At 68.8% G+C, this 22,685-nt stretch carries 19 protein-coding genes; 12 read left to right on the forward strand and 7 right to left on the reverse strand.

The window, feature by feature from the left end; genetic code table 11:
- Window positions 1-7: 7 nt before the first annotated feature.
- Together cofE and BSP109_RS09070 are read left to right on the forward strand one after the other, a co-directional pair.
- Window positions 8-826: a coenzyme F420-0:L-glutamate ligase gene (cofE, locus tag BSP109_RS09065; RefSeq protein ID WP_101600109.1), complete on the forward strand. Its 819-nt coding sequence runs from the start codon at window positions 8-10 to the stop codon at window positions 824-826.
- Window positions 823-1,734 carry an NTP transferase domain-containing protein gene (locus BSP109_RS09070; RefSeq protein WP_101600110.1) on the forward strand — a complete coding sequence of 304 codons (912 nt, stop codon included), beginning with the start codon at window positions 823-825 and terminating at the stop codon, window positions 1,732-1,734. Before cofE ends, BSP109_RS09070 begins: the two co-directional genes overlap by 4 nt.
- Here the strand turns inward: BSP109_RS09070 and cofD are convergent.
- Window positions 1,655-2,683, reverse strand: a complete 1,029-nt coding sequence (gene cofD, locus BSP109_RS09075) for a 2-phospho-L-lactate transferase (RefSeq protein ID WP_101600111.1) — start codon at window positions 2,681-2,683, stop codon at window positions 1,655-1,657. The two genes, BSP109_RS09070 and cofD, sit on opposite strands and share 80 nt — an antisense overlap.
- Before the next feature lie 328 nt (window positions 2,684-3,011).
- Here cofD and BSP109_RS09080 point away from each other — a divergent pair, with 328 nt between their 5' ends.
- The 6 genes from BSP109_RS09080 to BSP109_RS09105 all read left to right on the forward strand — a co-directional run bounded on the left by BSP109_RS09080 (window position 3,012) and on the right by BSP109_RS09105 (window position 10,034).
- Complete coding sequence (locus BSP109_RS09080) at window positions 3,012-3,854, forward strand: nitrilase-related carbon-nitrogen hydrolase (protein ID WP_101600112.1); 843 nt, start codon at window positions 3,012-3,014, stop codon at window positions 3,852-3,854.
- Between the two features lie 60 nt (window positions 3,855-3,914).
- On the forward strand, window positions 3,915-4,943 hold the full coding sequence (locus BSP109_RS09085) for a TIGR03842 family LLM class F420-dependent oxidoreductase (RefSeq protein ID WP_101600113.1): 1,029 nt from the start codon (window positions 3,915-3,917) through the stop codon (window positions 4,941-4,943).
- Between the two features lie 68 nt (window positions 4,944-5,011).
- Window positions 5,012-6,604, forward strand: a complete 1,593-nt coding sequence (locus BSP109_RS09090) for a uracil-xanthine permease family protein (RefSeq protein WP_101600114.1) — start codon at window positions 5,012-5,014, stop codon at window positions 6,602-6,604.
- Between the two features lie 105 nt (window positions 6,605-6,709).
- Window positions 6,710-7,399, forward strand: coding sequence for an NADPH-dependent F420 reductase (gene npdG / locus BSP109_RS09095; protein WP_101600115.1), 690 nt, complete (start codon window positions 6,710-6,712; stop codon window positions 7,397-7,399).
- A 107-nt stretch (window positions 7,400-7,506) separates the two neighbouring features.
- Window positions 7,507-8,904, forward strand: a complete 1,398-nt coding sequence (locus BSP109_RS09100; protein WP_257944625.1) for a DUF445 domain-containing protein — start codon at window positions 7,507-7,509, stop codon at window positions 8,902-8,904.
- Window positions 8,905-9,047: 143 nt separating this feature from the next.
- Window positions 9,048-10,034, forward strand: a complete 987-nt coding sequence (locus BSP109_RS09105; RefSeq protein WP_101600116.1) for an NADP-dependent oxidoreductase — start codon at window positions 9,048-9,050, stop codon at window positions 10,032-10,034.
- A 93-nt stretch (window positions 10,035-10,127) separates the two neighbouring features.
- Here BSP109_RS09105 and BSP109_RS17280 read toward each other — a convergent pair whose 3' ends face one another.
- The 3 genes from BSP109_RS17280 to BSP109_RS09120 are packed head-to-tail and all read right to left on the reverse strand — an operon-like array spanning window position 10,128 to window position 13,533.
- Window positions 10,128-11,837 carry an ABC transporter permease gene (locus BSP109_RS17280; RefSeq protein ID WP_101600117.1) on the reverse strand — a complete coding sequence of 570 codons (1,710 nt, stop codon included), beginning with the start codon at window positions 11,835-11,837 and terminating at the stop codon, window positions 10,128-10,130.
- Between the two features lie 14 nt (window positions 11,838-11,851).
- Window positions 11,852-12,856, reverse strand: coding sequence for an ABC transporter ATP-binding protein (locus BSP109_RS09115; protein WP_101600118.1), 1,005 nt, complete (start codon window positions 12,854-12,856; stop codon window positions 11,852-11,854).
- Window positions 12,853-13,533, reverse strand: a complete 681-nt coding sequence (locus tag BSP109_RS09120; RefSeq protein WP_180959671.1) for a TetR family transcriptional regulator — start codon at window positions 13,531-13,533, stop codon at window positions 12,853-12,855. Before BSP109_RS09120 ends, BSP109_RS09115 begins: the two co-directional genes overlap by 4 nt.
- A 235-nt stretch (window positions 13,534-13,768) precedes the next feature.
- Here BSP109_RS09120 and BSP109_RS09125 point away from each other — a divergent pair, with 235 nt between their 5' ends.
- From BSP109_RS09125 to BSP109_RS09135, 3 genes are all read left to right on the forward strand, one after another.
- On the forward strand, window positions 13,769-14,572 hold the full coding sequence (locus BSP109_RS09125; RefSeq protein WP_101600120.1) for a MerR family transcriptional regulator: 804 nt from the start codon (window positions 13,769-13,771) through the stop codon (window positions 14,570-14,572).
- A 357-nt stretch (window positions 14,573-14,929) separates the two neighbouring features.
- Window positions 14,930-16,240, forward strand: coding sequence for a replicative DNA helicase (gene dnaB / locus BSP109_RS09130; protein ID WP_087004018.1), 1,311 nt, complete (start codon window positions 14,930-14,932; stop codon window positions 16,238-16,240).
- Window positions 16,241-16,323: 83 nt separating this feature from the next.
- Window positions 16,324-17,190, forward strand: a complete 867-nt coding sequence (locus tag BSP109_RS09135) for a sulfurtransferase (protein ID WP_101600121.1) — start codon at window positions 16,324-16,326, stop codon at window positions 17,188-17,190.
- Between the two features lie 126 nt (window positions 17,191-17,316).
- Here BSP109_RS09135 and BSP109_RS09140 read toward each other — a convergent pair whose 3' ends face one another.
- Window positions 17,317-18,582, reverse strand: a complete 1,266-nt coding sequence (locus BSP109_RS09140; protein ID WP_219618520.1) for an acyl-CoA dehydrogenase family protein — start codon at window positions 18,580-18,582, stop codon at window positions 17,317-17,319.
- 246 nt (window positions 18,583-18,828) lie between these two features.
- Between BSP109_RS09140 and BSP109_RS09145 the strand changes: the two genes are divergently transcribed.
- Entirely contained in the window at window positions 18,829-20,316 is a 1,488-nt protein-coding gene (locus BSP109_RS09145; RefSeq protein WP_101600122.1) for a GntP family permease, read from the forward strand.
- A gap of 37 nt (window positions 20,317-20,353) precedes the next feature.
- Here the strand turns inward: BSP109_RS09145 and BSP109_RS09150 are convergent, their stop codons facing one another.
- Window positions 20,354-21,475 (reverse strand): mandelate racemase/muconate lactonizing enzyme family protein, encoded by a 1,122-nt coding sequence (locus BSP109_RS09150; RefSeq protein WP_101600123.1) that lies wholly within the window; start codon window positions 21,473-21,475, stop codon window positions 20,354-20,356.
- A complete protein-coding gene (locus BSP109_RS09155) occupies window positions 21,472-22,683 on the reverse strand; it encodes a M20 family metallopeptidase (RefSeq protein ID WP_101600124.1) in 1,212 nt (403 codons plus the stop codon). Before BSP109_RS09155 ends, BSP109_RS09150 begins: the two co-directional genes overlap by 4 nt.
- Window positions 22,684-22,685 lie beyond the last annotated feature (2 nt).

Here is a 22,685-nt window from a genome sequence, read left to right on the forward strand (position 1 = left end):
GCGTCTCATGACACTACAGATCTTCGCACTCGAGGGCATCGGCGAGGTGAGAGCGGGGGACGACCTCGCGGCGATCATCCTCGCCGCGGCGGGCTCACTGCCGGGCGGACTGCAGGACGGGGACGTCCTCGCGGTCACGTCGAAGATCGTGTCGAAGGCGGAGGGGCGCACCGTGAGCGCCGACGACCGCGAGCAGGCGATCACCGATGAGACCGTCCGCGTCGTCGCCAGTCGTGAGACGCCCGGCGGCACCGTCCGCATCGTCGAAGGCCGGCTGGGCATCGTCGCCGCGGCCGCCGGCGTCGACGACAGCAACGTCGCGACGGGCACCGTCCTGCTGCTGCCCCAGGACCCGGACGACTCCGCGCGCCGCATCGTCGAGGCCGTCCGCGACCGCCTGGGCATCCGCGTGGGCGTTGTCGTCACGGACACGCTGGGCAGGGCCTGGCGGATCGGGCAGACCGACGCGGCGATCGGTGTGGCCGGCATGCAGGAAGTCCTCGACCTGCGCGGGAACCGCGACGAGTTCGGGCAGGTCATGCGCGTGACGGTCACGGCCGTGACCGACTCGATCGCCGCTGCCGCGGACCTCGTCAAGGGCAAGGCCGCGGGGCGCCCCGTTGCAATCCTGCGCGGGCTCGCCGAGCTGGTCGATCGGGAGGACCCGTCCCCGCCCCGCAGCGCCAGGACCCTGCTGCGGCCCCGGGACGAGGACATGTTCCACACCGGGTCCGCGGAATCCTGGGCGGCCGGCTATGCCGCCGCGCTGCGCGACCACGGGATCACACCCCCCACGAGTGCCTCCGGAGTCGGGAGCGCCCCATGACCGCCGGTCCACAGTCAGTCCCGCCGCCCGTCCTGTGGGACCTCGTGCTCCCGGTGAAGCGGCTGCGGTTCGCGAAGACCAGGCTTCACGTCTCACCTCCCGCAGCCGGGCATCCTCCCGCGGTCGGTTCCCCACCCGCGCCCGGCGTACCGCGCGGGGTCGGGGACTCCCTCGCGACCGATCGTGAGCGCCTCGCCCTGTCGTTCGCCGTCGATGTCGTCGATGCGGCGACGGCTGCGACCCGTGTGGGCCGCGTCCTCGTCGTCACCGAGGACCCGCTGGTCGCCGGGGTGCTCGCCTCCCGCGGGGTCGTCATCGTGCGCGAGGCCCGCGGCCCGGGCCTCAACCCCGCCGTCGAGGCCGGCATCGACGCCGCACTTGCGGGCGATTCCCCGCGACGGATCGCCGTCATGACCGCGGACCTCCCCGCTGTGACGAGTGCGGAGATCGACGCGGCACTCGCCTCAGCGCAGTCCCACCGCCGGTCCGTGCTGGCCGACGCGGAGGGCACGGGCACCGTCCTCCTCACGGCCGACCCGTTCGCGCCGGTCCCTGAGGGCCCGTTCGCACCGCCGACGGGTGACACTCGCGCCACCGCGGCTCGTGATGCCCGAGCAGTTCCCGACGACCGGTCAGCTCCCGTCCCCGTGCGCCCCCGCCCGCGCCTCGGGGAGGGCTCGTTCGGCCGGCACGTCGCCGCGGGCCACACACCGCTGACGGGTGCCCACCCGGGTCTGCGGCGGGATGTCGACACCGGCGAGGATCTCGAGACGGCTCGGCTCCTGGGGCTGGGAGACACGACCGGATCCGTCCTGGACCCTGAGAGAATCAGCCCGCGACTCGCAGAGACGAGGCCAGGGCCTGGGCGGCGGCGGCCATGTCTGCGGCCAGTTCGTCCGAGGACATGAGCAGCGGCACCGCGCGCGCCGCGATGCCGCTGCCGGCCAGGCGGTCGACGGCGGCTGCGTCTTTCGTGTCCACGAGCCAGCCATCGATGAGTCCGTCGCGGGTGCGGGCGCCGTAGTGCTCGGCGACCCCGGCGGCAGAGACCTCCGCCCCCACCGCGGTGAGGCACTGCGCGGCCATGCCCAGGACCGGTGCATCGCCCAGGATCGGTGAGACACCGACGACAGGGGAGGACGCGCTGCGGACCGCCTCGCGCAGGCCGGGGATCCCCAGGATCGTGCCGATCGACACGATCGGGTTCGACGGCGCGAGCACGAGCAGATCCGCCTCCGCGATCGCCTCGAGGACGCCGGGCCCCGGCCCGGCTGCATCCGCCCCCGCCTGCTCGAAGCCCAGGGCCGGCATCGCTGCGCGGTGACGCACCCACCACTCCTCGAAGTGGAGGGTGTCGTCCGGCCCGTCACCCACGCGCACGCGGGTCTCCACCGAATGTTCGGTCGCCGGCAGCAGGGTCGCGCCCAGGTCCCAGCGGGACGAGAGCCGGCTGGTCACCTCCGTGAGGCCGAGCCCCTCGCGCAGCATCTGGGAACGAGCGATGTGGGTGCCCAGGTCCAGGTCGCCCAGGGTGAACCAGTCCGCGCCCACTCCGTAGGCCAGAAGTTCCGCGCTCACCCGCTCCGTCTCATCCGCGCGTCCCCAGCCGCGGTCCCGGTCGTGGACGCCGGCCAGGCCGTACATGACCGAGTCGAGGTCCGGGCAGACCCGCAGCCCGTTGAGCCACATGTCGTCGCCCGTGTTGACGATGCACGTGAGCGCGGCTTCCCTGCCCGATCGAGCCAGGTGGCGGCGCATGCCGCGGGCGAACCTCGCCCCTCCCACGCCTCCCGACAGGACGGTGACGCGGAGGGGTGGTGTGGCCTCGGCGGTGGGGCCCCCTGCGGGACTCGTCATCGTGTCCTCCCTGGTGACGGTTCCGGTTCGACTGTCCGGAGTCTAGGCCACACGCTGTGCGCCGGCCGGGTCCGCCAGGGCCGGACCGGCGCGGGACCGGTTCCGTCCGTGCGGGGTCTCCCCGGCCTCGGGGGCGGTCTCTCCGCATGGGCTCATCGATTTCGGTGGCGAGTCTGGCCAGAACTGGATGTTAGACACGTCACACTGCCTGAGTGACGATGGGTGCACACCCCGGCACCGCAGGGACCGGACGACCCCGACGCACCACGGGGCGGTCGCCCGGAAGCGCAGCCGGCAGGAGCACGCCACCGATAACCGAGGAGCAACCATGGTTCGCGTCGCAGTCACTCAGACCACCTGGACCGGCGACAAGGAGTCGATGCTCGACAAGCACGAGCAGTTCATGCACGACGCCGCAGCGCAGGGCGCCCAGGCGATCAGCTTCCAGGAGCTGTTCTACGGCCCGTACTTCGGCATCACGCAGGACCGGAAGTACTACGCGTTCGCAGAGCCGGTCGACGGCCCCATCGTGCAGCGGTTCCAGGCGCTCGCGAAGGAGCTGGGCCTCGTCACGATCCTGCCGATCTACGAGGAGCAGATGCCCGGCGTCTACTACAACACCGCCGTCGTCGTCGACGCGGACGGCAGCAACCGCGGCATCTACCGGAAGAACCACCTTCCGCACGTGCAGAACTTCTGGGAGAAGTTCTACTTCCGCCCCGGCAACCTGGGCTGGCCCGTCTTCGACACCGCGATCGGGCGGGTGGGCGTCACCATCTGCTACGACCGGCACTTCCCCGAGGGGTGGCGCATGCTGGGCCTCGCGGGCGCGGAGATCGTCTTCAACCCCAACGCCTCGAAGCCCGGCCTGTCGAACCGGCTGTGGGAGCTCGAGCAGACCGCAGCCGCCGGAGCGAACCAGTACTTCGTCGCCGTCTCGAACAGGGTGGGCCGCGAGGACAACGAGTACGGCGATGAGGCCGTCGACTTCTACGGGACGTCCTACTTCGCGGATCCGCAGGGCAACTACGTGGGCGGCACGGCCTCGTCGTCGAACGAGGAGATCCTCATCCGCGATCTGGACCTGAGCCAGGTGCGCGAGGCGCGTGACAACTTCCAGTTCTACCGAGACCGCCGCCCCGACACGTACGACTCGATCACCGCACCCTGACGCGGGCGTCGCGTCCCACACGCATCACGCCGAAACCCCGAATCGAAGGAGACCCCACCGATGGACTTCGGAGTCGTCATCCAGGCCAACCCGCCCGCAGCACGCACGATCTCACTGGCGAAGAAGGCAGAGGAGCACAAGTTCTCCCACTTCTGGACCTATGACTCGCACATCCTGTGGCACGAGCCCTACGTCCTCTACTCGCTGATCCTCGACGCGACCAACCGCATCAAGGTCGGCCCCATGGTCACGAACCCCGCGACCCGCGATCTCACCGTCACGGCGTCCCTGTACGCGACCCTGAATGACCACTTCGGCAACCGCACCGTCTGCGGGATCGGTCGCGGCGATTCCGCGCTGCGCGTGATGAACAAGAAGCCCACGACGCTCAAGGAGTTCCGCGAGGCGATCGGGATCATCCAGAACCTGGCGAACTCCCGGTCCGTCGAGCTGAACGGCTCAGAGATCCGCTTCCCCTGGTCGCACGGCTCGGAGCTGGACGTGTACGTCGCGGCCTACGGACCCAAGGCACTGGCGATCGCGGGTGAGACCGGTGACGGCTTCATCCTGCAGTGCGGCGACGTCGAGATCGCCGAGTGGATGATCAGGACCGTGCGCGAGGCCGCCGCGGGCGTGGGACGGAACCCCGATGACGTGAAGTTCTGCGTCGCTGCTCCCTTCTACGTCACGGACGGCACAGAGGAGAACAAGAAGCACGCGATCGACCAGTGCCGCTGGTTCGGCGGCATGGTGGGCAACCACGTGGCGGACATCGTCACCCGCTACGGCGGGGACGGCACGGTGCCCCGCGCCCTCACGGACTACATCGAGGGCCGTCAGGGATACGACTACAACGACCACGGACGGTCGGACAACGACCACGTCGATTTCGTCCCGGACGAGATCGTTGAGCGCTTCTGCATCATCGGCACGGCCGAGGAGCACGCGAAGAAGCTGGAGCAGTACAAGGAGCTGGGAGTCACGCAGTTCGCGGGATACCTGGACCACGACAACAAGGAGGAGACGCTGCGCGTGTACGGGGAGACGCTCATCCCCGCGTTCACGGAGCGCCTGCAGGCGAAATCCTGAGCGGAGCCGTCCGGCTCCCCGCCGGCGGTACCTGACACGGCCCGATGGTGCCGGACGAGGAGTGAGTCATGTCAGCATTCGGATGGAAACTACACGGTGATGGGAAGAACATCGCCCCCGGTGGCGCGGTCGCCCCCGGTGAACGGCTGAGTTGGCCGAGGACGGCGGGGCTGGGCGCCCAGCACGTCGTCGCGATGTTTGGGGCGACGTTCGTCTTCCCCATCGTCATGGGCCTCAACCCCCAGTTGGCCGTCATGATGAGCGGGTTCGCGACGATCATCTTCCTGCTCATCGTGAACGGGAAGGTGCCCAGCTACCTGGGCACCTCCGCCGCGTTCGTGGGCGGCGTCGCCGCGGTGACCGCGCAGGGCGGCACCCCGCAGCAGGTGACCGGCGCCATCCTGGTCGCCGGCGTCGTGCTCGCACTCGTGGGCGTCCTCATCCACTTCCTGGGTGCGGGCATCCTCGTGAAGGTGCTGCCGCCGGTCGTGACGGGTGCGGTCGTGCTGCTCATCGGCTTCAACCTCGCTCCCGTGGTCGCCGGCGTGTACTGGCCGCAGGATCAATGGATCGCCGTCATCGTCATGGTGGTCATCATCGTCATGTCGGTGGCCCTGCGGGGCTTCCTGGGACGGATCGCGATCCTCCTGGGGCTGGCCTTCGGCTATGTGCTGTCCTGGGTCTTCGACAGCGTCTTCGGGCAGATCACCTCGTACAACGCGGCGACGGACGCGGTGGACACGCACTTCCGCGTCGACTGGTCGGGCGTCATGACCGCCCCGTGGGTGGGCTTCCCGCCGGCCACGGACACCGCGGCCGGGGTCGTGGGTTGGCACCTGCCGGAGTTCAACGCCGCGTTCATCATCCTCATGCTCCCCGCCGTCATCGCGCTGGTGGCGGAGAACGTGGGTCACGTGAAGGCGGTCGAGGAGATGACCGGCGACCGTCTCGATCCCTACATGGGTCGTGCGGTCGCGGCCGACGGCATCGCGACGGTCGTGGCGACGAGCATCGGCGGTTCGCCCACGACGACGTACGCGGAGAACATCGGCGTCATGGCGCAGACCCGCGTCTACTCCACCGCGGCTTACTACATCGCGGGCATCGTGGCGATCATCTTCGGCTTCTCGCCCAAGTTCGGCGCGATCATCTCTGCGACCCCCGGTGGTGTGCTGGCGGGCATCACAGTCGTCCTCTACGGCATGATCGGCCTCCTGGGCGCGAAGATCTGGAGCGAGAACAGGGTCGACTTCTCGAAGCCCATCAACATCGTCCCGATCTCCGCGGGCATCATCATCGCGATCGGCGATGTGAGCCTTGTCGTGACGGAGACCTTCACCCTGTCCGGCATCGCGTTCGGCACGATCGTCGTCCTCGTCATGTACCACGTCTGCCGGTTCTTCGCGCCAGCCGAGGACGTGGCAGAGGACCCCGTGGGCGGCACGACGATCTCTGTGGGCGGCACGGGCAGTCAGAGCCTCGAAGCGCTGCGGCTGCGGGAGAACTACGGCCTGTACGGCCACCGCATCCTCGGCCGTACGCAGGACGGTGCGCTCATCGTCGAGGAGACCCCGCGGCAGGAGCCCGGGGACCCGGCCGACGACGGAGGCCGTGCGGCCTTCGACGTCCGCGCGGGTCTGGACGAGCAGGGCCAGCGGTAGAGCGGTCCGCGACACGGTCGTCCCGGTCCTTCGGACCGGGGCGACCGAGGCGGAGACGATCCGCGACAGGCACCATCCACCAGGCAGTCGAGGACAGGAGACGATATGACGGAGACGAGCGGCACCCAGACCAGGACGGTCGCGATCCTGGGCGGCACGGGGAACCTGGGCCGGGGCATGGCCGTGCGGCTGGCGAAGGCCGGTCACCGGGTCGTGATCGGGTCGCGGGACGCGGACCGGGCAACGGCCTCGGCGACGGAGGTGGCCCAGCTGACCGGGTCCGCGGCCGTCACGGGAGCGGACAACGGTGATGCCGCGGACGGTGCGGACGTGGTGCTGGTCGCGGTGCCGTTCGCCAACCAGGCGAAGACGCTGGGGTCGGTGAAGGACCGGCTGCGGGCCGGGCAGATCGTCCTCGACGCGTGCGTCCCACTGGGCCCGGCGATCGGCGGTCGGCCCACGCAGCTGGTGGGCGTGTGGCACGGGTCCGCAGCGCAGCAGGCTGCCGCACTGGTGCCGGAGGGGGTCGCGGTCGTGTCCGGTCTGCACACGCTCAGCGCGGATGACCTGGCGGATCCGAATCTGCCACTGTCGCAGGACACGCTCATCTGCGGGGATCGCAAGGCCGACAAGGCCGCGGTGACGGAGCTGCTCAGCTCGATCGAGGGGCTCCGGGTGGTCGACGCCGGTCGGCTGGAGATGAGCCGGATGGTCGAGGGGATCACCCCGATCCTCATCGGCATCAACATCCGCAACAAGGTCCATTCGGGATTCCGGATCACCGGTCTCGACTGAGTGGGGCGGGCCTGTCCGGAATCTGCGGCAGGGCGGCGGAGCGCATCCCGTGCGCATCCCCGCCCTGCCGCCGCTCCGTGGGGCCGACCGCGCGGTAGCGTGGTGCTGTGAGCATCGAACCATCCGCCGCCGGACCGCAGGAGACGCCCCCGCCGGAGACGCCCCCGCGCCAGGAGCGTCCGCCGGAGACGCCCTCCGGACCTGCGTCGCGCCGCACCTCGCAGGACGAGCGTCCCGCGCTCGCCCGCGAGGGCAGCGAGGCGGACGACCTGGCGCGCGCCGTGGCGCTGCGCCGCATGTGGATCCTCGCGACCTCGCTGCTGGCGCTGGCGGCGGTCGTCTTCCTCCTCGTCCACCTCCTCACGGACATGACGGGGGTGTGGGGCTTCGTCGCCCGCGCGTCCGAGGCCGCGATGATCGGCGCGATCGCGGACTGGTTCGCGGTGACGGCCCTGTTCCGCCACCCGATGGGGCTGCCGATCCCGCACACCGCGATCATCCCGCGGAAGAAGGACACGCTTGGAGCGAGCATGGCCCACTTCGTTGCGGCGAACTTCCTCCAGGCGGAGACTGTGTCGACGAAGATCCGCACCGCAGAGCTCACGCGCAGAGCCGGTGACTGGCTCATCGCACCCCGCAATCAGGACATCGTGGTCCGTCGTGCAGGCCAGGGCCTCGAGTACGTGCTGGCACGGGTGGACGATGAGGCGATCGCGGACCTCACCCGCAATGTGCTCGTCCCCAAACTCGTGTCGACCCGGAAGTCGCCCGCTCTGGGGATGCTCATCCGGGAGATCGTGGACGAGGGTGCGCACCACCACCTCGTCGATCTCATCGTCGGCGAGGCCCACGCATGGCTGTCGGAGAACCCGCAGGTCATCGACGACATCGTCCAGCAGAAGTCGCCCGACTGGGCTCCGCGCTTCGTGAATGACGTCGTCTCCAATCGCCTGCGCCGCGAGGTCCTCGAATGGACGGCAGAGGTCCGCGATGACCGCTTCCATCGCGCGCGCCAGGCGCTGGACGCGTGGCTCGTGGAGGTGTCCCAGGACCTGCGCGGGAACACGCCGTTGTCCGAGCGCGCGGAGAAGGTCCTCGACGACCTGCTCACACAGGACGGCGTCGTCGACGCGGTGCTGGAGATCTGGTCGTCGCTGAAGCGCCTGCTGCGGGCCGCCGTCCTGGATGAGGACGGACCTGTCCACGCGCGTGTCCGCGCTCTCCTCACGGAGGCCGCGGAGCGCATGCGCACGGATCGCGCCTTCGCCTCAGAGATGGACGAGCGGATCGCCACGACCGCCGGCGACCTCGTCGAATCGTTCGGTCCGGAGCTCGCCTCCGTCATCTCGGACACGATCGCCGGCTGGGACGCGAAGGAGGCCTCCGATCGCATCGAGCTGTACGTCGGCCGCGACCTGCAGTACATCCGGATCAACGGCACGGTCATCGGTGCGCTCGTGGGCGTCGCGATCCATGCCCTCACTCTCGTGCTGCCCGGCGGGTGACGCTCCCTGCCGGTCCGTCCATGGGTGCGCGTCCCGAAGCCCTCGGAATGTCGGATGCATGCCTACGGTTGCACGAGTACAGGGTCTCGTCCTTTCGACGACCATGACGCGCATTCCACAGAAGAGGGGGGGGGCAGACATCGATGACGTCATCCGATGACACGACGCACGACCAGCCGCAGATGACGGCGATCCGCCAGCAGGAGCACGGCGGGCCCGAGGTCCTCCATGAGGTCGAGGTCCCGCGCCCGGCTCCCGGCATCAGCGAGATCCTCGTGCGGGTCGAGGCCGCGGGCGTGAACCCGACGGATTGGAAGCACCGCTCCGGCCGCAGGTTCCTGGGCGACCCGCCCTACACCCTGGGCTGGGACGTGTCCGGAGTGGTCGAGGAGGTCGGCCTCGGCGTCACGCTGTTCGCGCCGGGCGACGAGGTCTTCGGCATGCTCCCCTACCCCTACGGCGCCGGGTCCCATGCGGAGTACGTCGTCGGTCCCACGAGGGCGTTCGTCCCGAAGCCCGCGTCGATCGACCACGTGCAGGCCGGCGCGATCCCGCTGGTCGCGCTCACGGCATGGCAGTCGCTGGTCGACACCGCGCAGGTCACAGCAGGGGACCGCGTCCTCATCCACGCTGCGGCAGGCGGAGTGGGGCACGTCGCCGTCCAGATCGCCAAGGCGCGCGGTGCGTACGTGATCGGCACGGCCAGCGCGCCCAAGCACGACTTCGTCCGCGGCCTGGGCGCCGACGAGGTCATCGACTACCGCGAGACCGACTTCGTCGAGGCCGCACGGGACATCGACATCGTGCTCGACACCATCGGCGGCGACAACCAGCTGCGCTCCCTGGAGACCCTGAAGTCCGGCGGCATCATGGTCTCGACCGTGCCCGTCGGTGCCGAGGGCCTGCAGGAGAAGGCGGAGCTGCTCGGCGTGCGAGCCGCCCTCATCCTGGTCGAGGCCGACCGCGGCGCGATGCAGCAGATCGCGCAGCTGGTCGAGGACGGGACGCTGCGGGCGACGATCGCGGAGACCTACCCGTTCACGCAGGCCGCCCGCGCACACGAGGCGGGCGAGACGAACCGCACCGCGGGCAAGCTCGTGCTCACGATGGGCGACCGTCGGGAGGAGTGACGGCACCGGGGCACTGACCCCGCCGCACTGCGCCGCCGAGGCCCCGGCGGAGTCCCAGCACTCCACCGGGACGGCACGGGCGCCTCGGCGGTGTCAGATGCGGCCCACCTCCCGGCGGCGCCAGCCCACCAGGCCGGCCGCGATGCCCGCGGCACCGATCGCGGTGAGCCAGGCGACCGGCTCCCAGACGACCTCCTCGACGGGGTACTCGGCGAGGTGGCCGAACGGGTCCAGGTCGAAGACGAAATCCGGCAGGTCGAGCAGCGAGCCGAACGTCCCGATGACCCCGGAGAAGCCCACGAGCAGCCACCCGACGGGCGCTGCGAGACGCGGCAGCCAGCCCAGCAGGGCCGTGACGATGCCCAGGATGCACAGCACCGCGGGTGCCTTGAGCACTCCGGCGGCCAGCAGTTCTCCGAAGCGGGAGGCGCCGTCCTCCTCGAGCGAGGCAGCGGCGCCCGCACCCAGCGCCGCACCGACGGCGATGAGGATGAGGAGCGCCCCGCCGATGGTGACCGCGAGATGCGCGCCAAGCCACGCGGTGCGGGACATCGGCGCGGACAGTGCGTACTCGGCGCGACCGCTCGACTCCTCGCTGCGGACCTGCTGGAGGCTCCCCACCCCCGCAGCGGTCACGAAGACGGCCATGAACAGCGCGATGTAGGCGAGGTATCCCAGCATGATGTCCTCACCCACGAAGACGTCCGCGAGTTCGGGAGGCAGAGAGCCCGCCGCGTCCAGCATCGTCTGCGCGTACGAACCGAACATGAGTGACGTGAGCAGCAGGGCGATGGCCCAGCCGCGCAGCGTGCCCCGCAGGGTCCGCAGGGCGAGGCCCAGTGGGGTGCCGAGCGAGGGCCGGGCCTCGGCGCGCCCCAGTCTGGCCGGGAGGAGCCCCGCGCCCACATCGCGCCTGGTGGACAGCCAGAACGCCAGCCCTGCGAGAACGGCTGCGCCGCCCATGAGCGGAAGCAGCGGCCACCAGAGGTCGTCGACGTAGGGCGCGGTCTGCTGGGCCCATCCGAGGGGTGAGGCCCAGGAGAGAGCGGTGCCTCCGACCTCGGGAGCATCGCCGGCCATCCGGATGACGTAGGCGAGACCGAGCAGCCCGCCGCCCAGCGCGGAGGCGCCGCGTGACGACTCGCCCAGCTGCGCCGCCGTCGCCGAGGCGCCGGTGAAGAAGAGCCCGACAGCGGCGGCGGTCGTCGCCACGAGGAGCGAGCCCTCCCACGCGTAGCCCGCGCTCAGTCCGCCGGCGAGCACGAGTGCGGACGCGGCGAGGACGAGCCCCGAGGTGACGAGCAGGGTGGCGGTGAGGGTCGCATGGCGGCCCACGACGTTGGCGCGCACGAGCTCCGCCCGCCCGGCCTGCTCGTCCGCGCGCGTGTGCCTCACGACGGTGAAGACGCTCATGAGTGCGATGAGGATGTAGACGAAGAGCGCGTACCCGGCGGCGAAGAAGCGTGCGTGCGTGGGATCCTCCATCCCGAAGCCGGGCCCCACCATCATGCGGCCGACCGGATCGGAGTACAGGCCGCCGAGTGTCGCGAGCGTCTCCTCGTCCTCGGCGATCACCTGGATCGCGTGGGCGAAGTAGAAGCCCATCGCACCGACGGCGAGGACCCAGACGAGTGCGCGGATGCGGTCGACCCGCAGGATGAGGCGGACGAGCCCCAGGGTGCCAGTGAGGGGCCGCGTGCCGCTTCGCGCGGTGCCCGTGTCGTGTGTGCCGGAGTCGTGTGCGCCGCCGCGTGCGCCGCGCACGGAGGTGGTCGAGGTGGTCGGTGAGGTGAGCGTGGACATCTGTCTCGTCCTCCTCAGTGCTTCGCGCCGTCGGGAGGGGCGGCGCCGTCTGCGGTGCTGCTGAACGTCGGGGTGCCGGTCCCCGTGTCGCCGGGGCCGGTGCCGACGCCGGCCGTGTGGTCGTCGGGAGAATCGCCGTAGTGGCGCATGAGCAGCTGCTCGAGCGTGGGCGGATGGGCGACGAGCGACCGGACGTGCCGCGGAGCGAGCTCGGTCATGACCTGGGGGACATGGTCGCCGTCGACGTCGAAGACGGTGCGACCGCCTTCGGTGCGCAGCCCGTGCACGCCCTCCATTCCGCCGAGGTCGTCGAGCGGGTGCGCTGTGTCGACCTCCACGGTCGTCCGGGTCACGTGGCGCAGGTCCGTGAGGGAGCCCGATTCGACGATCCTGCCCGCACGGATGATCGAGACGCGGTCCGACAGCGCCTCGACCTGCGACAGGATGTGGCTGGAGAGCAGAACGGTGACCCCGTCGGCCCGCCGCTCCCGGATGACCTCCTGGAACACCCCCTCCATGAGGGGGTCGAGGCCGGCGGTGGGCTCGTCGAGGAGCAGCAGGTCGACGTCCGCGGCCAGCGCCGCGATGAGGGCGACCTTCTGCCGGTTGCCCTTCGAGTACGTCCGCGTCTTCTTCCGCGGATCCAGGTCGAAGCGCTCGACGAGAGCGTTGCGTCGCCGGGCGTCGTAGCTTCCGCGCAGGCGGAGGAACATGTCGATGACCTCACCGCCCGTGAGGTGCGGCCAGATCTCGACGTCGCCGGGGACGTAGGCGAGCCGACGGTGCAGTTCGACGGCGTCCTTCCACGGATCCCGGCCGAACATGCGGACGCTGCCGCCGTCGGCCCGCAGGAGTCCCAGGAGGATGCGGATCGCGGTGGACTTCCCCGCGCCGTTGGGGCCGAGGAAGCCATGCACTTCGCCGGCGGCGATCGTCAGGTCGAGACGGTCGAGTGCGCGGACGGATCCGAAGGACTTCACAAGGCCTTCGGCGGCGATGAGGGGGTGTGATGGTGTCATGAGGGGTCTCCTGCATGCGTGTGGTCTGCGTGCGTGTCGTCGATGTCCATGAGGTTGCGGTAGACGTCAGCGTTGAGGACGGGCTGCGTGTAGAGCTCGAGGACGCCCGCCATGTACGGGCCCATGTCCTCCGGCGGGCCGTCGATGGGGTCGACGCCCAGATGGCGCTTCATCTGGCGGTGCAGAAGCAGCGCGCCGAACGATTGGAGCATCATGATGACCGCCCGGCGCCGCGGATCCGACGAGGGGTGCACGAGGCCGAGCGCCTCTCCCTCCGCCGTGTACACGAGCGAGTCCTCGACGAGCTGATCGAACAGACGGTCCGTCTGCTCGCCGCCCACCGCGAACGCGCGGAAGAGGTAGAGGAGCAGATGCTTCTGCGTCTGCATGAGCTCGGTGACGTAGCTGCGCGGCAGACGACCGCGGTGCACGGACTCGGTCTTCATACGGCTGACCTGATCCGCGATGTGGCGGTCGCACGCGGCCCGCAGCCCGGCCGTGGATCCGTAGTGGTGGATGACGAGCGGTGCGGAGACACCCGCCGCTGCGGCGATGTCCTTGAGCGTCACAGGGTCGAAGCCGTTCCGACCGTAGAGATCGATCGCGGCGTCGCGTATCCGCGCGGCGCCGCCGGGGTCGTCGCCCTCGACGTCGTGCCCTCTGTACTCGTAGGCCACGCTCACCTCCTCGGGATGGGCTCGCCGCGCCTGATGACATCAGCGGCCAGAGGAACCGACGGCCGCTGAATGCGCATTAAGCCAGGTGGAATGACAGTAGACCCGGCGGTGGATGTCGGACAAGAGAACTGAACGAAGAGGTCGCCGCGTTCAGTGCGGCGAGGCGGGTGAGCCCACTGTTGACCCTCACGCGGCGTGAGGCCCCACCGTTGTGTCCGTGGTCGAGGATGGAGACATGGACGTGGAAGTGGACGACGACGGCCTGACGGTCGGACGAACGGCTGAGGCAGTGGGCATCAGTGTGCGCACCCTGCATCACTGGGATGCGATCGGGCTGGTGACCCCCGCGGAGCGGACGTGGTCGGACTATCGGGTCTACTCCGCGTCGGACATCGCCAGGATCCAGCAGGTGCTCATGTACCGGGAACTGGGATTGTCGCTGTCGGAGGTGCGCACCCTGCTGGACGATCCGGGTGCGGACGTCGTCGAGCGGCTGGACGTCCAGCGCGCCCTGCTCTCCGAACGAATCGACCGCCTGCAGCGCATGGTCGCCGCAGTGGACACGATGAAGGAGGCTCACATGAGCGAGAACAGACTGACAGCACAGCAGCAGGCGGAGATCCTGGGCGACGACTGGGACCCGGCGTGGGAGGACGAGGCCCAGCAGAACTGGGGCGAGACCCCGGAATGGGCACAGTCCGAGCAGGTCAAGAACCGCATGAGCGCCGAGGACTGGAAGCGGGTGAAGGAGGAGACCGACGGGTTCGAGGCAGACCTCGCCGCCGCGATGACCGCGGGAGTCCGTCCTGGAACGGAGGAGGCGAACGCGCTCGCGGAGCGCCACCGCGCCTCGATCGGCCAGTGGTTCACCGTCACCCACCAGAAGCAGGTGTGCATCGCCCGCATGTACGTGCAGGATCCCCGGTTCCAGGAGCACTACGACAAGCGGGCCGACGGGCTCGCCGCGTGGCTCACCGCGATCGTGGATGAGAACGCACGGGCCCAGGGCATCGACCCGGACACCGCGACCTGGGAGTGAGAACGCTCTCGTGAGCGAACCGGCGGGCGAGCGGGGCGGACGCGGGAAGCGGCAGGTGACCGGGGCCTCGGCGGCGGACGACTCCGTTCCCGAGGCCTCGGCCAGGTTCGGTCGCCCGTCCCGTGTCCGTGCCGGCACTCATACTGGTGGAGTCAGGTCGCCCGCACTGGTGCGGTCTGAGGCTGACGACGCGATAGCCTGGAGTGCCCCGCACTCCGTGCTGGGCGGGTGTCCTCGGACGGTTCTGCGCGGTGCGCGCGGGGCTGAGCGGTGGTTCGTGGCGGCGGTGCCGTCGGGTGTGTGTGGAAAGGCGTGTGCGTGAGCGAATCGGGTGAGTGGCAGCGGTCGGACGCGGGTATGCGGACGCCTCCGCAGGATGTCGAGGCGGAGCAGAGCGTCCTGGGCGGCATGCTGCTGTCGAAGGACGCGATCGCGGACGTCATCGAGGTGCTGCGCCCCGAAGACTTCTACAAGCCGGCGCACGAGACGATCCACGAGACGATCCTCGACCTCTATGCGAAGGGCGAGCCCGCGGACGCCGTGACGGTGGCGGCCTCACTCACGAAGTCGGGTGACTTGGCGCGGATCGGCGGAGCGGCCTACCTCCACACGCTCATCGCCTCCGTGCCGACCGCCGCCAATGCGGGCTACTACGCGCGGATCGTCAGCGAGGCCGCGCTGCTGCGGAAGCTGGTCGAGGCGGGCACGAGGATCGTGCAGATGGGCTTCGACGCGGAGGGCGACGCGGAAGAGCTCGTCAACAGCGCACAGGCGGAGATCTACCAGGTCACCGAGCGCCGGACGACGGAGGACTACCAGCAGCTGGGCGTGGTCATCGACCGTGTCGTCGACAACATCGAGAAGCTCAGTGACAACGTGGACGGTCCCGCGGGCGTGCCGACGGGCTTCGAGGAGTTCGACCAGCTGACGAATGGTCTGCACGAGGGGCAGATGATCGTCATCGCGGCGCGTCCCGGTGTGGGCAAGTCGACGCTGGCACTGGACTTCGTCCGGTCGGCGGCGATCCAGAACTCGCGGGCCACCGTGTTCTTCTCCCTCGAGATGTCAGCCGATGAGCTGGGGCTCCGACTGCTGAGCGCGGAGACGGCGATCCCACTGCAGAACCTGCGGCGCGGGGAACTGGATTCGAGCGATTGGACGTCGGTCGCGACGACGATGGGGCGGATCCACGAGTCGCCGCTGTTCCTCGACGATTCGCCGAATATGGCGCTGCCGGAGATCCGCGCGAAGTGCCGCCGCCTCAAGCAGCAGCACAACCTGGGCATGGTGGTCATCGACTACCTGCAGCTCATGTCGTCGGGCAAGCGCGTGGAATCGCGTCAGCAGGAGGTCTCGGAGTTCTCCCGTTCGCTCAAGCTGCTGGCGAAGGAGATCCAGGTGCCGGTCATCGCGCTGTCGCAGCTGAACCGTTCGTCGGAGCAGCGGACGGACAAGCGGCCGATGATCTCCGACCTGCGTGAGTCCGGCTCGATCGAGCAGGACGCGGACATGGTGCTGCTCATCCACCGCGAGGACATGTACGACAAGGAGCACCCGCGTGCGGGTGAGGCCGACATCATCGTCGCGAAGCACAGGAACGGCCCGACGGGTGACATCCCGGTCGCGTTCCAGGGCGCGAAGTCGCGCTTCGTCGACATGCCGCGCTAGGGCGGGTCAGAGCACTCGCGCTCGACTCGCCACTGACCAGAACCACGACCACGGACCGTATCGACCGCGACTCCAGGAGAGACATGTCCAGCATCCCGGCCCTCGTCGACACCGACTGGCTCGCCGAACACGCAGCAGATCCGAACCTCCTGATCGTCGATGCGACGACCTTCCTGAACCGGCCGGCGGGTGACGGAGCGCGCGTCGCCGAAAGCGGGCGGAGCACCTACGAGCAGGCGCACATCCCGGGGGCGGTGTTCGCCGATCTGCTCCTCGAGTTCGCCGATCAGGAGTCCGGGAGGTACTTCACGGTGCTGCCGAGCGAGGCCTTCGCGCGGAGGGCCGGGGCTCTGGGCATCGGCGAGGGAACCCACGTCGTCGTCTACGACCAGGGGGAGGACATGTGGGCGACCCGGCTGTGGTGGAACCTGCGTCTGGAGGGCTTCGACGAGGTGTCGGTCCTCGATGGCGGGTTCGCCGCGTGGCAGGAGGCGGATCTGCCCGTCGCCGCAGGTGTGGAGACGACGCCTGCGGCCACGTTCACCGCACGGCGTCGGCCCGAGCTGCTCGCGGATCAGGCGGCGGTGCTCACAGCACTCGAGACTGACGATGTGCAGCTCATCAATGCGTTGGACCCGGACATCTTCGACGGTGCGAAGCAGGTCTACGCCCGACGGGGCCACATCCCCGGATCGGCCAACGTCTTCTGTCGCGACCTGAAGGTCGATGATCGTGCAGGGTCGATGGATGCGGTGCGACAGCGGCTCACTCCGACCGGAGCACTCGATGAGGATCGGAGCGTCGTCACCTACTGCGGCGGAGGGATCGCCGCGACCTACGTCGCGTTCCACCTGGCCCAGCTGGGCCGCGATGACGTGGCGGTGTACGACGGGTCGATGACCGAATGGGCCGCCGATGATTCACTGCCCCTGGAGATCACCGGCGACTGAGGGCAGTCGACCGCCCACTGCTGAGCGCGCCCATGCCATGAGTGCGCATGACGAGAGCGCGCGGGTGACCGGAACAGATCCGTCACCCGCGCGCTGTCAGTGCTCAGCGCGTGGAGAGTGCTCTGATCAGTGCTGCGCCAGCTCGTGGCGGCCGACCACCATGTGGTGGACCTCATCCGGTCCGTCGGCGAAGCGCAGGTGCCGCACGTCCGCGTACAGGTCGGGAAGCGGCGTGAACTGCGACATCCCGTACGCACCGTGGATCTGGATGGCCTGGTCGATGATCTTGCAGGCCTTCTCCGGGACCGCGGCCTTCGCCATCGACACCCAGATGCGGGCCTCCTTGTTGCCCAGCACGTCCATGGCCTTGGCCGCCTTGAGCACCAGCAGGCGCATCGACTCGATCTCGATCCGCGCCCGGGAGATCTTCTCGAGGTTGCCGCCCAGCTTGGACAGCGGCTGTCCGAACGCCGTGCGTGAGTTGCCGCGCTTGACCATGTAGTCCAGGGCGACCTCTGCCTTGCCGATGGTGCGCATGCAGTGGTGGATGCGACCCGGGCCCAGACGCAGCTGCGAGATCTCGAATCCGCGACCTTCACCCAGGAGGATGTTCGACTCCGGGACGCGCACGTCGGTGAGGCGGATGTGCATGTGGCCCGCAGGGGCGTGGTCATCGCCGAAGACGTGCATCGGGCCGACGACCTCCACTCCGGGGGTGTCCATCGGAACGAGGATCTGCGAGTGGTTGCGACCCCGCTCGCCGTCATCGTTGGTCTTGACCATCATGATCATGATCTTGCAGCGAGGATCCCCGGCACCGGAGATGTAGTGCTTCTCGCCGTTGATCACCCACTCGCCGTTCTCCAGCACTGCCGACGTGCTCACGTTCTTGGCATCGGACGTGGCGACGTCCGGCTCGGTCATCGCATACGCCGAGCGGATCTCGCCGTCGAGCAGCGGCTGCAGCCACTTCTCCTTCTGCTCAGGCGTGCCGACCCGCTCGAGGACCTCCATGTTGCCGGTGTCCGGTGCGGAGCAGTTCATCACCTGCGAAGCCAGGGGGCTCTTGCCGAGCTCGATCGCGATGAAGGCGTAGTCGAGATTCGACAGGCCCTCACCGGTCTCCGAATCGGGCAGGAAGAAGTTCCACAGACCCTCCTCCTTCGCCTTGTCCTTGGCCGTCTGCAGAATCTCGAGCTGTCCGGGCGCGTAGGTCCACCGGTCCTCGTGGCCCTCGCCGAGCGTGAGCCACTCCTCATGCATCGGGTCGACGGTCTCCTTGATGAACTGCTTCACGTGGTTCAGCAGCGGCAGGGCCTTCTCGGACATCCGCAGGTCATTCAGCTGGTCCTGAGGGTCGGCGCCGCCCATGCCGTCCTGATCGTTGCTCATAACTTCCTCCTCTTCGTGGATGTCGTACAACGCTTCGATTGTGCACGCTTCGACGTGCGCGCTGCATGCGCGTCCGTATGCCGCACTTCACAGGTGCAGGTACACATCGCGGACCCGACGTGGTGCCCACCACAGCCGGCAGTAGCATTGCTCCTCGGATTAGTCGGACGTCCGACTGAAAACTGAAGAACGCCGAGTGGTCCGGCTCCGCGCTGAGGCGCCGGCCGACCGGGGAGAGGTACGTACATGTCGTGGGGACTCATAGGCATCTTCGTGTCATTGGCGCTGCTGATCGGACTGGCCTATCGGGGCCACTCGGTGATCGCAGTCGCCCCCATCGCCGCAGCCGTGGCGATGCTCTTCGCCGGCGTGCCGCTCCTGGCCGGGTACACCCAGATCTTCATGCCCGCACTGGGCGGCTTCATCATCAGCTACTTCCCGATGTTCCTCACCGGGGCGATCTTCGGGAAGCTGATGACCGTCAGCGGGTTCGCAGAGAGCATCGCCAGCTGGATCTCGCGCGTCGTCGGAGCTCGCCACGCCATCTTCATCACCGCACTCCTCAGTGCGCTCTTCACCTACGGGGGGATCAACGCGTGGGTCGTCGTCTTCACCGTCTTCCCGATCGCCCGGTCCCTCTTCCAGCAGGCTGACATCCCCAAGCGCCTGGTCCCCGCAGCGATCGCGGCAGGCTTCCTCACGTTCGCTCTCGGCACGCTGCCGGGCTCGCCGCAGATCCACAACACGCTGCCCACCAGCTACTTCGGCACGACCACCTTCTCCGCGCCCTTCCTCGGCCTCATCACCGGTCTGGTGATGTTCGGCCTGAGCATCCTCTACCTGCGGTGGAGGGAGAAGAAGATCCGTGCGGCCGGAGAGAGCTTCAACGACCTCACCGTGATGGAGCGGCGAGGGGCGGCGCCGCACGCGGAGGGCGGGGCCGGCGACGACGGTTCCGCCGACGACAGTGCGGTCCCCGCAGCACCCGGCACCGCCGGTGTGGCGACCGCGGTCGAGGCGAAGCGGACGACTCTGCTCGAGTTCCTCGCCGGTCTGTTCCCGCTGATCGTGGTGATCGGCGCGAACGCACTCTTCACGTTCCTCATCATCCCGTCGTGGAACACCGACTACCTCGCCGAGGACCTGTTCGGCAATGTGACGGTCGCAGACGTCATCGGTGTCTGGTCGGTGACGGCGGCGATGCTCGTCGCCATCCTGTCCGTGTTCGTCCTGCGGCCCCGGCGGGCGCGCGCCATGGTCGACGAGCTGTCCGAGGGAGCGAAGAACTCCGTCCTGCCGGTCTTCAACACCGCGACCGAGGTCGGTTACGGTGCCGTGATCACCTCACTGGCCGCATTCACGGTCATCCGCGACGGGCTGTTCGGCATGGGCGGGAACGCCGTGCTCACCTCGAGTGCGACGACGGCCGTGATCTCCGGTGTGACGGGGTCCGCGTCCGGCGGCCTCGCCATCACGCTCGAGGCCTTCGGGGACCAGTTCGCCCAGATGGCTGCGGCGCAGGGCATCGATCCCGCGATCATCCACCGCGCAGTCGCCACCGCGTCGACGAGCTTCGACTCGCTGCCGCACAACGGCGCGGTCATCACGCTGCTGCTGGTCACCGGGCTCACGCATCGCGAGTCGTACAAGGACATCGGCGTCATCACCATTGGCACGCCGATCATCGGAGTCGCACTCATCGCAGGCCTGGGGATGACCTTCGGCGCGTTCTGATCGGAGCGCACAGCGCTTGCATGTCGATGCCTGCCGCTCACTCCTGCGCTGAGGCACTCCACGCGTGCCGGTCCACGGTGAGAGACCTGACCGTGTCGAGGTCCACCTCGATCCCCAGGCCGGGCCCGTCGGGAAAGGTCACCTGCCCGGACGGGACGCGGAGGTCTGCCACGTCCTGGGCGATCATCTCCGGCCCCACCAGTTCGTTGGACACGATATTCGACCGTGCCAGCGCGACGTGCAGGCCTGCCGCAGTGCCCACCGCGGATTCGACCATGGAGCCGATCTGACAGGGCATGTCGGCGGCTTCGGCGACAGAGACGAGACCGATGGACGGTCTGATTCCGCCGGCTTTCATGAGTTTGATGTTCACCATGTCAGCCGCATCCAGACGGATCGCGCGGACGAGGTCCGACGACGAGTGCACTCCTTCATCGATCATCAGTCTCGCGCCGGTTGCGTGACGCAGAGCCGCCATCCCCTCCACATCGTGGGCCGGGAGCGGCTGCTCGTACCAGTCGACCCGGCAATCGGCGGTTTCCCGGATGATGCGCAGTGCAGTGCTGCGATCCCATCCTTGATTGGCGTCGACCCGCAGTGCCGCGCGACCGCCCACGGCGTCGTGCAGCGACCGGATGCGTTCGATGTCGCGGCCGTCGTCGCCGCCGACCTTCAGTTTGATCTCCGCGAAGCCCTCCTCGACTGCGGCCACTGCCTCGACGGCAGCATCATCCGGAGACTTGATGCTGATGACGTACGGCTGGATCAGAGATCCATGGGCTCGTCCGCCCAGCAGGTGGAACAGCGGTTCGCCCAGCGTCCTCGACATCGCATCATGGAACGCGATGTCGACAGCGGCCTTGATGGACGGGTTTCCCAGCAGAGCGCTGTCCATCCGCCGGTGCAGGATCTCACTGTCGAAGACCGTGAGCCCTTTCATGCACGGCAGCAGGACATGGCACAGGGACGCGAACGCCCCTTCGAAGCTCTCGCCTGTCACGTGGGGGTCCGGCACCGCTTCGCCCCAGCCTTCGACGCCGTCGTCCGTGACGATCCGCAGCAGGATCGACGGCATATCGTCGAACCGTCCGTAGGAGACGATGAAGGGCTGGTGCAGGGGCAGCCTCACCGCAATGGCCTCAGCCCGCACGATCGTCATCCGTGCTCCCGACCGTACTCATCGATGATTCCAACCATCAGCTCCACACCTGTCATCAGGACATCCTCATCGATGTCGAACCGCGGTGTGTGGTGCGCGTGTCTGCTCACAGGCCCTCCCATTCCGACGAAGACGAACGCTCCCGGCCTCTGCTCGAGGTAGAAGCTGAAATCCTCCCCGCCCATGACGGGTCGGATGGACGTGACGACAGCATCATGGCAATGGCGTTCGGCGGCAGCCCGGACGAAGGCGGCGGCAGCCGGATCATTGATCACCGGAGGAGTTCCCCTCTGGTAGAACAGGTCGATCCCTGCGCCGGACTGCGCGGCCGCTGTGTCTGCGGCCTCAGTGATCCAGCGCTGCGCATGATCGCGGGTGTCCGGATCCAGTGCGCGGACAGTGCCCTGCAGGAGTGCTCGTGACGGAAGGACGTTGTGGTTGCCGGGGGCCTCGAGGTGCCCGGTGGTGATCACCAGAGGCTGCAGGGGATCCTGCTTCCGCGCGACGATCGTCTGCAGGTCGGTGACCAGTCGCGCCGCCGTGACGATCAGGTCGATCGAATCCTGCGGCATGGCGCCGTGACCGCCCGGTCCGGTGAGGGTGATGTCGAAGTCGTCGGTCGAGGCCATCATCGGCCCCTCCACCACGCCGACTTCTCCCTTCGCCACCTCGTGCCACACGTGCAGGCCGAAGATGTGGTCGACCTCGTCCAGGGCGCCCAGGCGGACCAGGCGCTCAGCGCCGCTGGGGATCTGCTCCTCCGATGACTGGAAGATGAAGCGCACGGAGGTGCGCAGCCGGTCTGTATGCGAGGAGACCCATTCGGCCACGGTCAGCAGGATCGCCGCGTGCCCGTCGTGCCCGCACGCGTGGGAGACCCCCGGTCGTTCGGAGACGGTGGGCTTCGAGTCATCCTCGGGCACGGGCAGGGCATCGATATCTGCGCGCAGTGCGACCACGGGGCCTCCGACAGGCACCCGATCGATCTGGGCGACGACCCCCGGTCCGTCGATGTCGAGCAGCCGGATCCCCAGGCGGCTCAGGCGATCGGCGATGTATCGCGTCGTCTCGTGCTCTTCTCCGGACAATTCCGGATGACGATGCAGGTGTCGACGGTGTGCGATCGCCTGCTTCTCGAGGTGCGGCGCAGCTTCCCGGAAGTCTGCGGCCGATAGGAGGAGGCTCGATGATTCTGTATCCTGGGTCATGG

Origin of the sequence: Brevibacterium sp. Mu109 (assembly GCF_900169375.1) — a bacterium.
Taxonomy (GTDB): Bacteria; Actinomycetota; Actinomycetes; order Actinomycetales; family Brevibacteriaceae; genus Brevibacterium; species Brevibacterium yomogidense_A.

Bases quoted from the DNA above. Each gene is read 5' to 3' on its own strand.
- BSP109_RS09105 (WP_101600116.1), top strand. From the start codon at position 9,048: ATGACGTCATCCGATGACACGACGCACGACCAGCCGCAGATGACGGCG.
- BSP109_RS09090 (WP_101600114.1), top strand. From the start codon at position 5,012: ATGTCAGCATTCGGATGGAAACTACACGGTGATGGGAAGAACATCGCC.
- BSP109_RS09145 (WP_101600122.1), top strand. From the start codon at position 18,829: ATGTCGTGGGGACTCATAGGCATCTTCGTGTCATTGGCGCTGCTGATC.
- npdG (WP_101600115.1), top strand. From the start codon at position 6,710: ATGACGGAGACGAGCGGCACCCAGACCAGGACGGTCGCGATCCTGGGC.
- BSP109_RS09135 (WP_101600121.1), top strand. From the start codon at position 16,324: ATGTCCAGCATCCCGGCCCTCGTCGACACCGACTGGCTCGCCGAACAC.
- cofD (WP_101600111.1), bottom strand. From the start codon at position 2,683: ATGACGAGTCCCGCAGGGGGCCCCACCGCCGAGGCCACACCACCCCTC.
- dnaB (WP_087004018.1), top strand. From the start codon at position 14,930: ATGCGGACGCCTCCGCAGGATGTCGAGGCGGAGCAGAGCGTCCTGGGC.
- BSP109_RS09070 (WP_101600110.1), top strand. From the start codon at position 823: ATGACCGCCGGTCCACAGTCAGTCCCGCCGCCCGTCCTGTGGGACCTC.
- BSP109_RS09115 (WP_101600118.1), bottom strand. From the start codon at position 12,856: ATGACACCATCACACCCCCTCATCGCCGCCGAAGGCCTTGTGAAGTCC.
- BSP109_RS09150 (WP_101600123.1), bottom strand. From the start codon at position 21,475: ATGACGATCGTGCGGGCTGAGGCCATTGCGGTGAGGCTGCCCCTGCAC.
- BSP109_RS09080 (WP_101600112.1), top strand. From the start codon at position 3,012: ATGGTTCGCGTCGCAGTCACTCAGACCACCTGGACCGGCGACAAGGAG.
- BSP109_RS09085 (WP_101600113.1), top strand. From the start codon at position 3,915: ATGGACTTCGGAGTCGTCATCCAGGCCAACCCGCCCGCAGCACGCACG.
- BSP109_RS17280 (WP_101600117.1), bottom strand. From the start codon at position 11,837: ATGTCCACGCTCACCTCACCGACCACCTCGACCACCTCCGTGCGCGGC.
- cofE (WP_101600109.1), top strand. From the start codon at position 8: ATGACACTACAGATCTTCGCACTCGAGGGCATCGGCGAGGTGAGAGCG.
- BSP109_RS09155 (WP_101600124.1), bottom strand. From the start codon at position 22,683: ATGACCCAGGATACAGAATCATCGAGCCTCCTCCTATCGGCCGCAGAC.
- BSP109_RS09125 (WP_101600120.1), top strand. From the start codon at position 13,769: ATGGACGTGGAAGTGGACGACGACGGCCTGACGGTCGGACGAACGGCT.
- BSP109_RS09140 (WP_219618520.1), bottom strand. From the start codon at position 18,582: ATGAGCAACGATCAGGACGGCATGGGCGGCGCCGACCCTCAGGACCAG.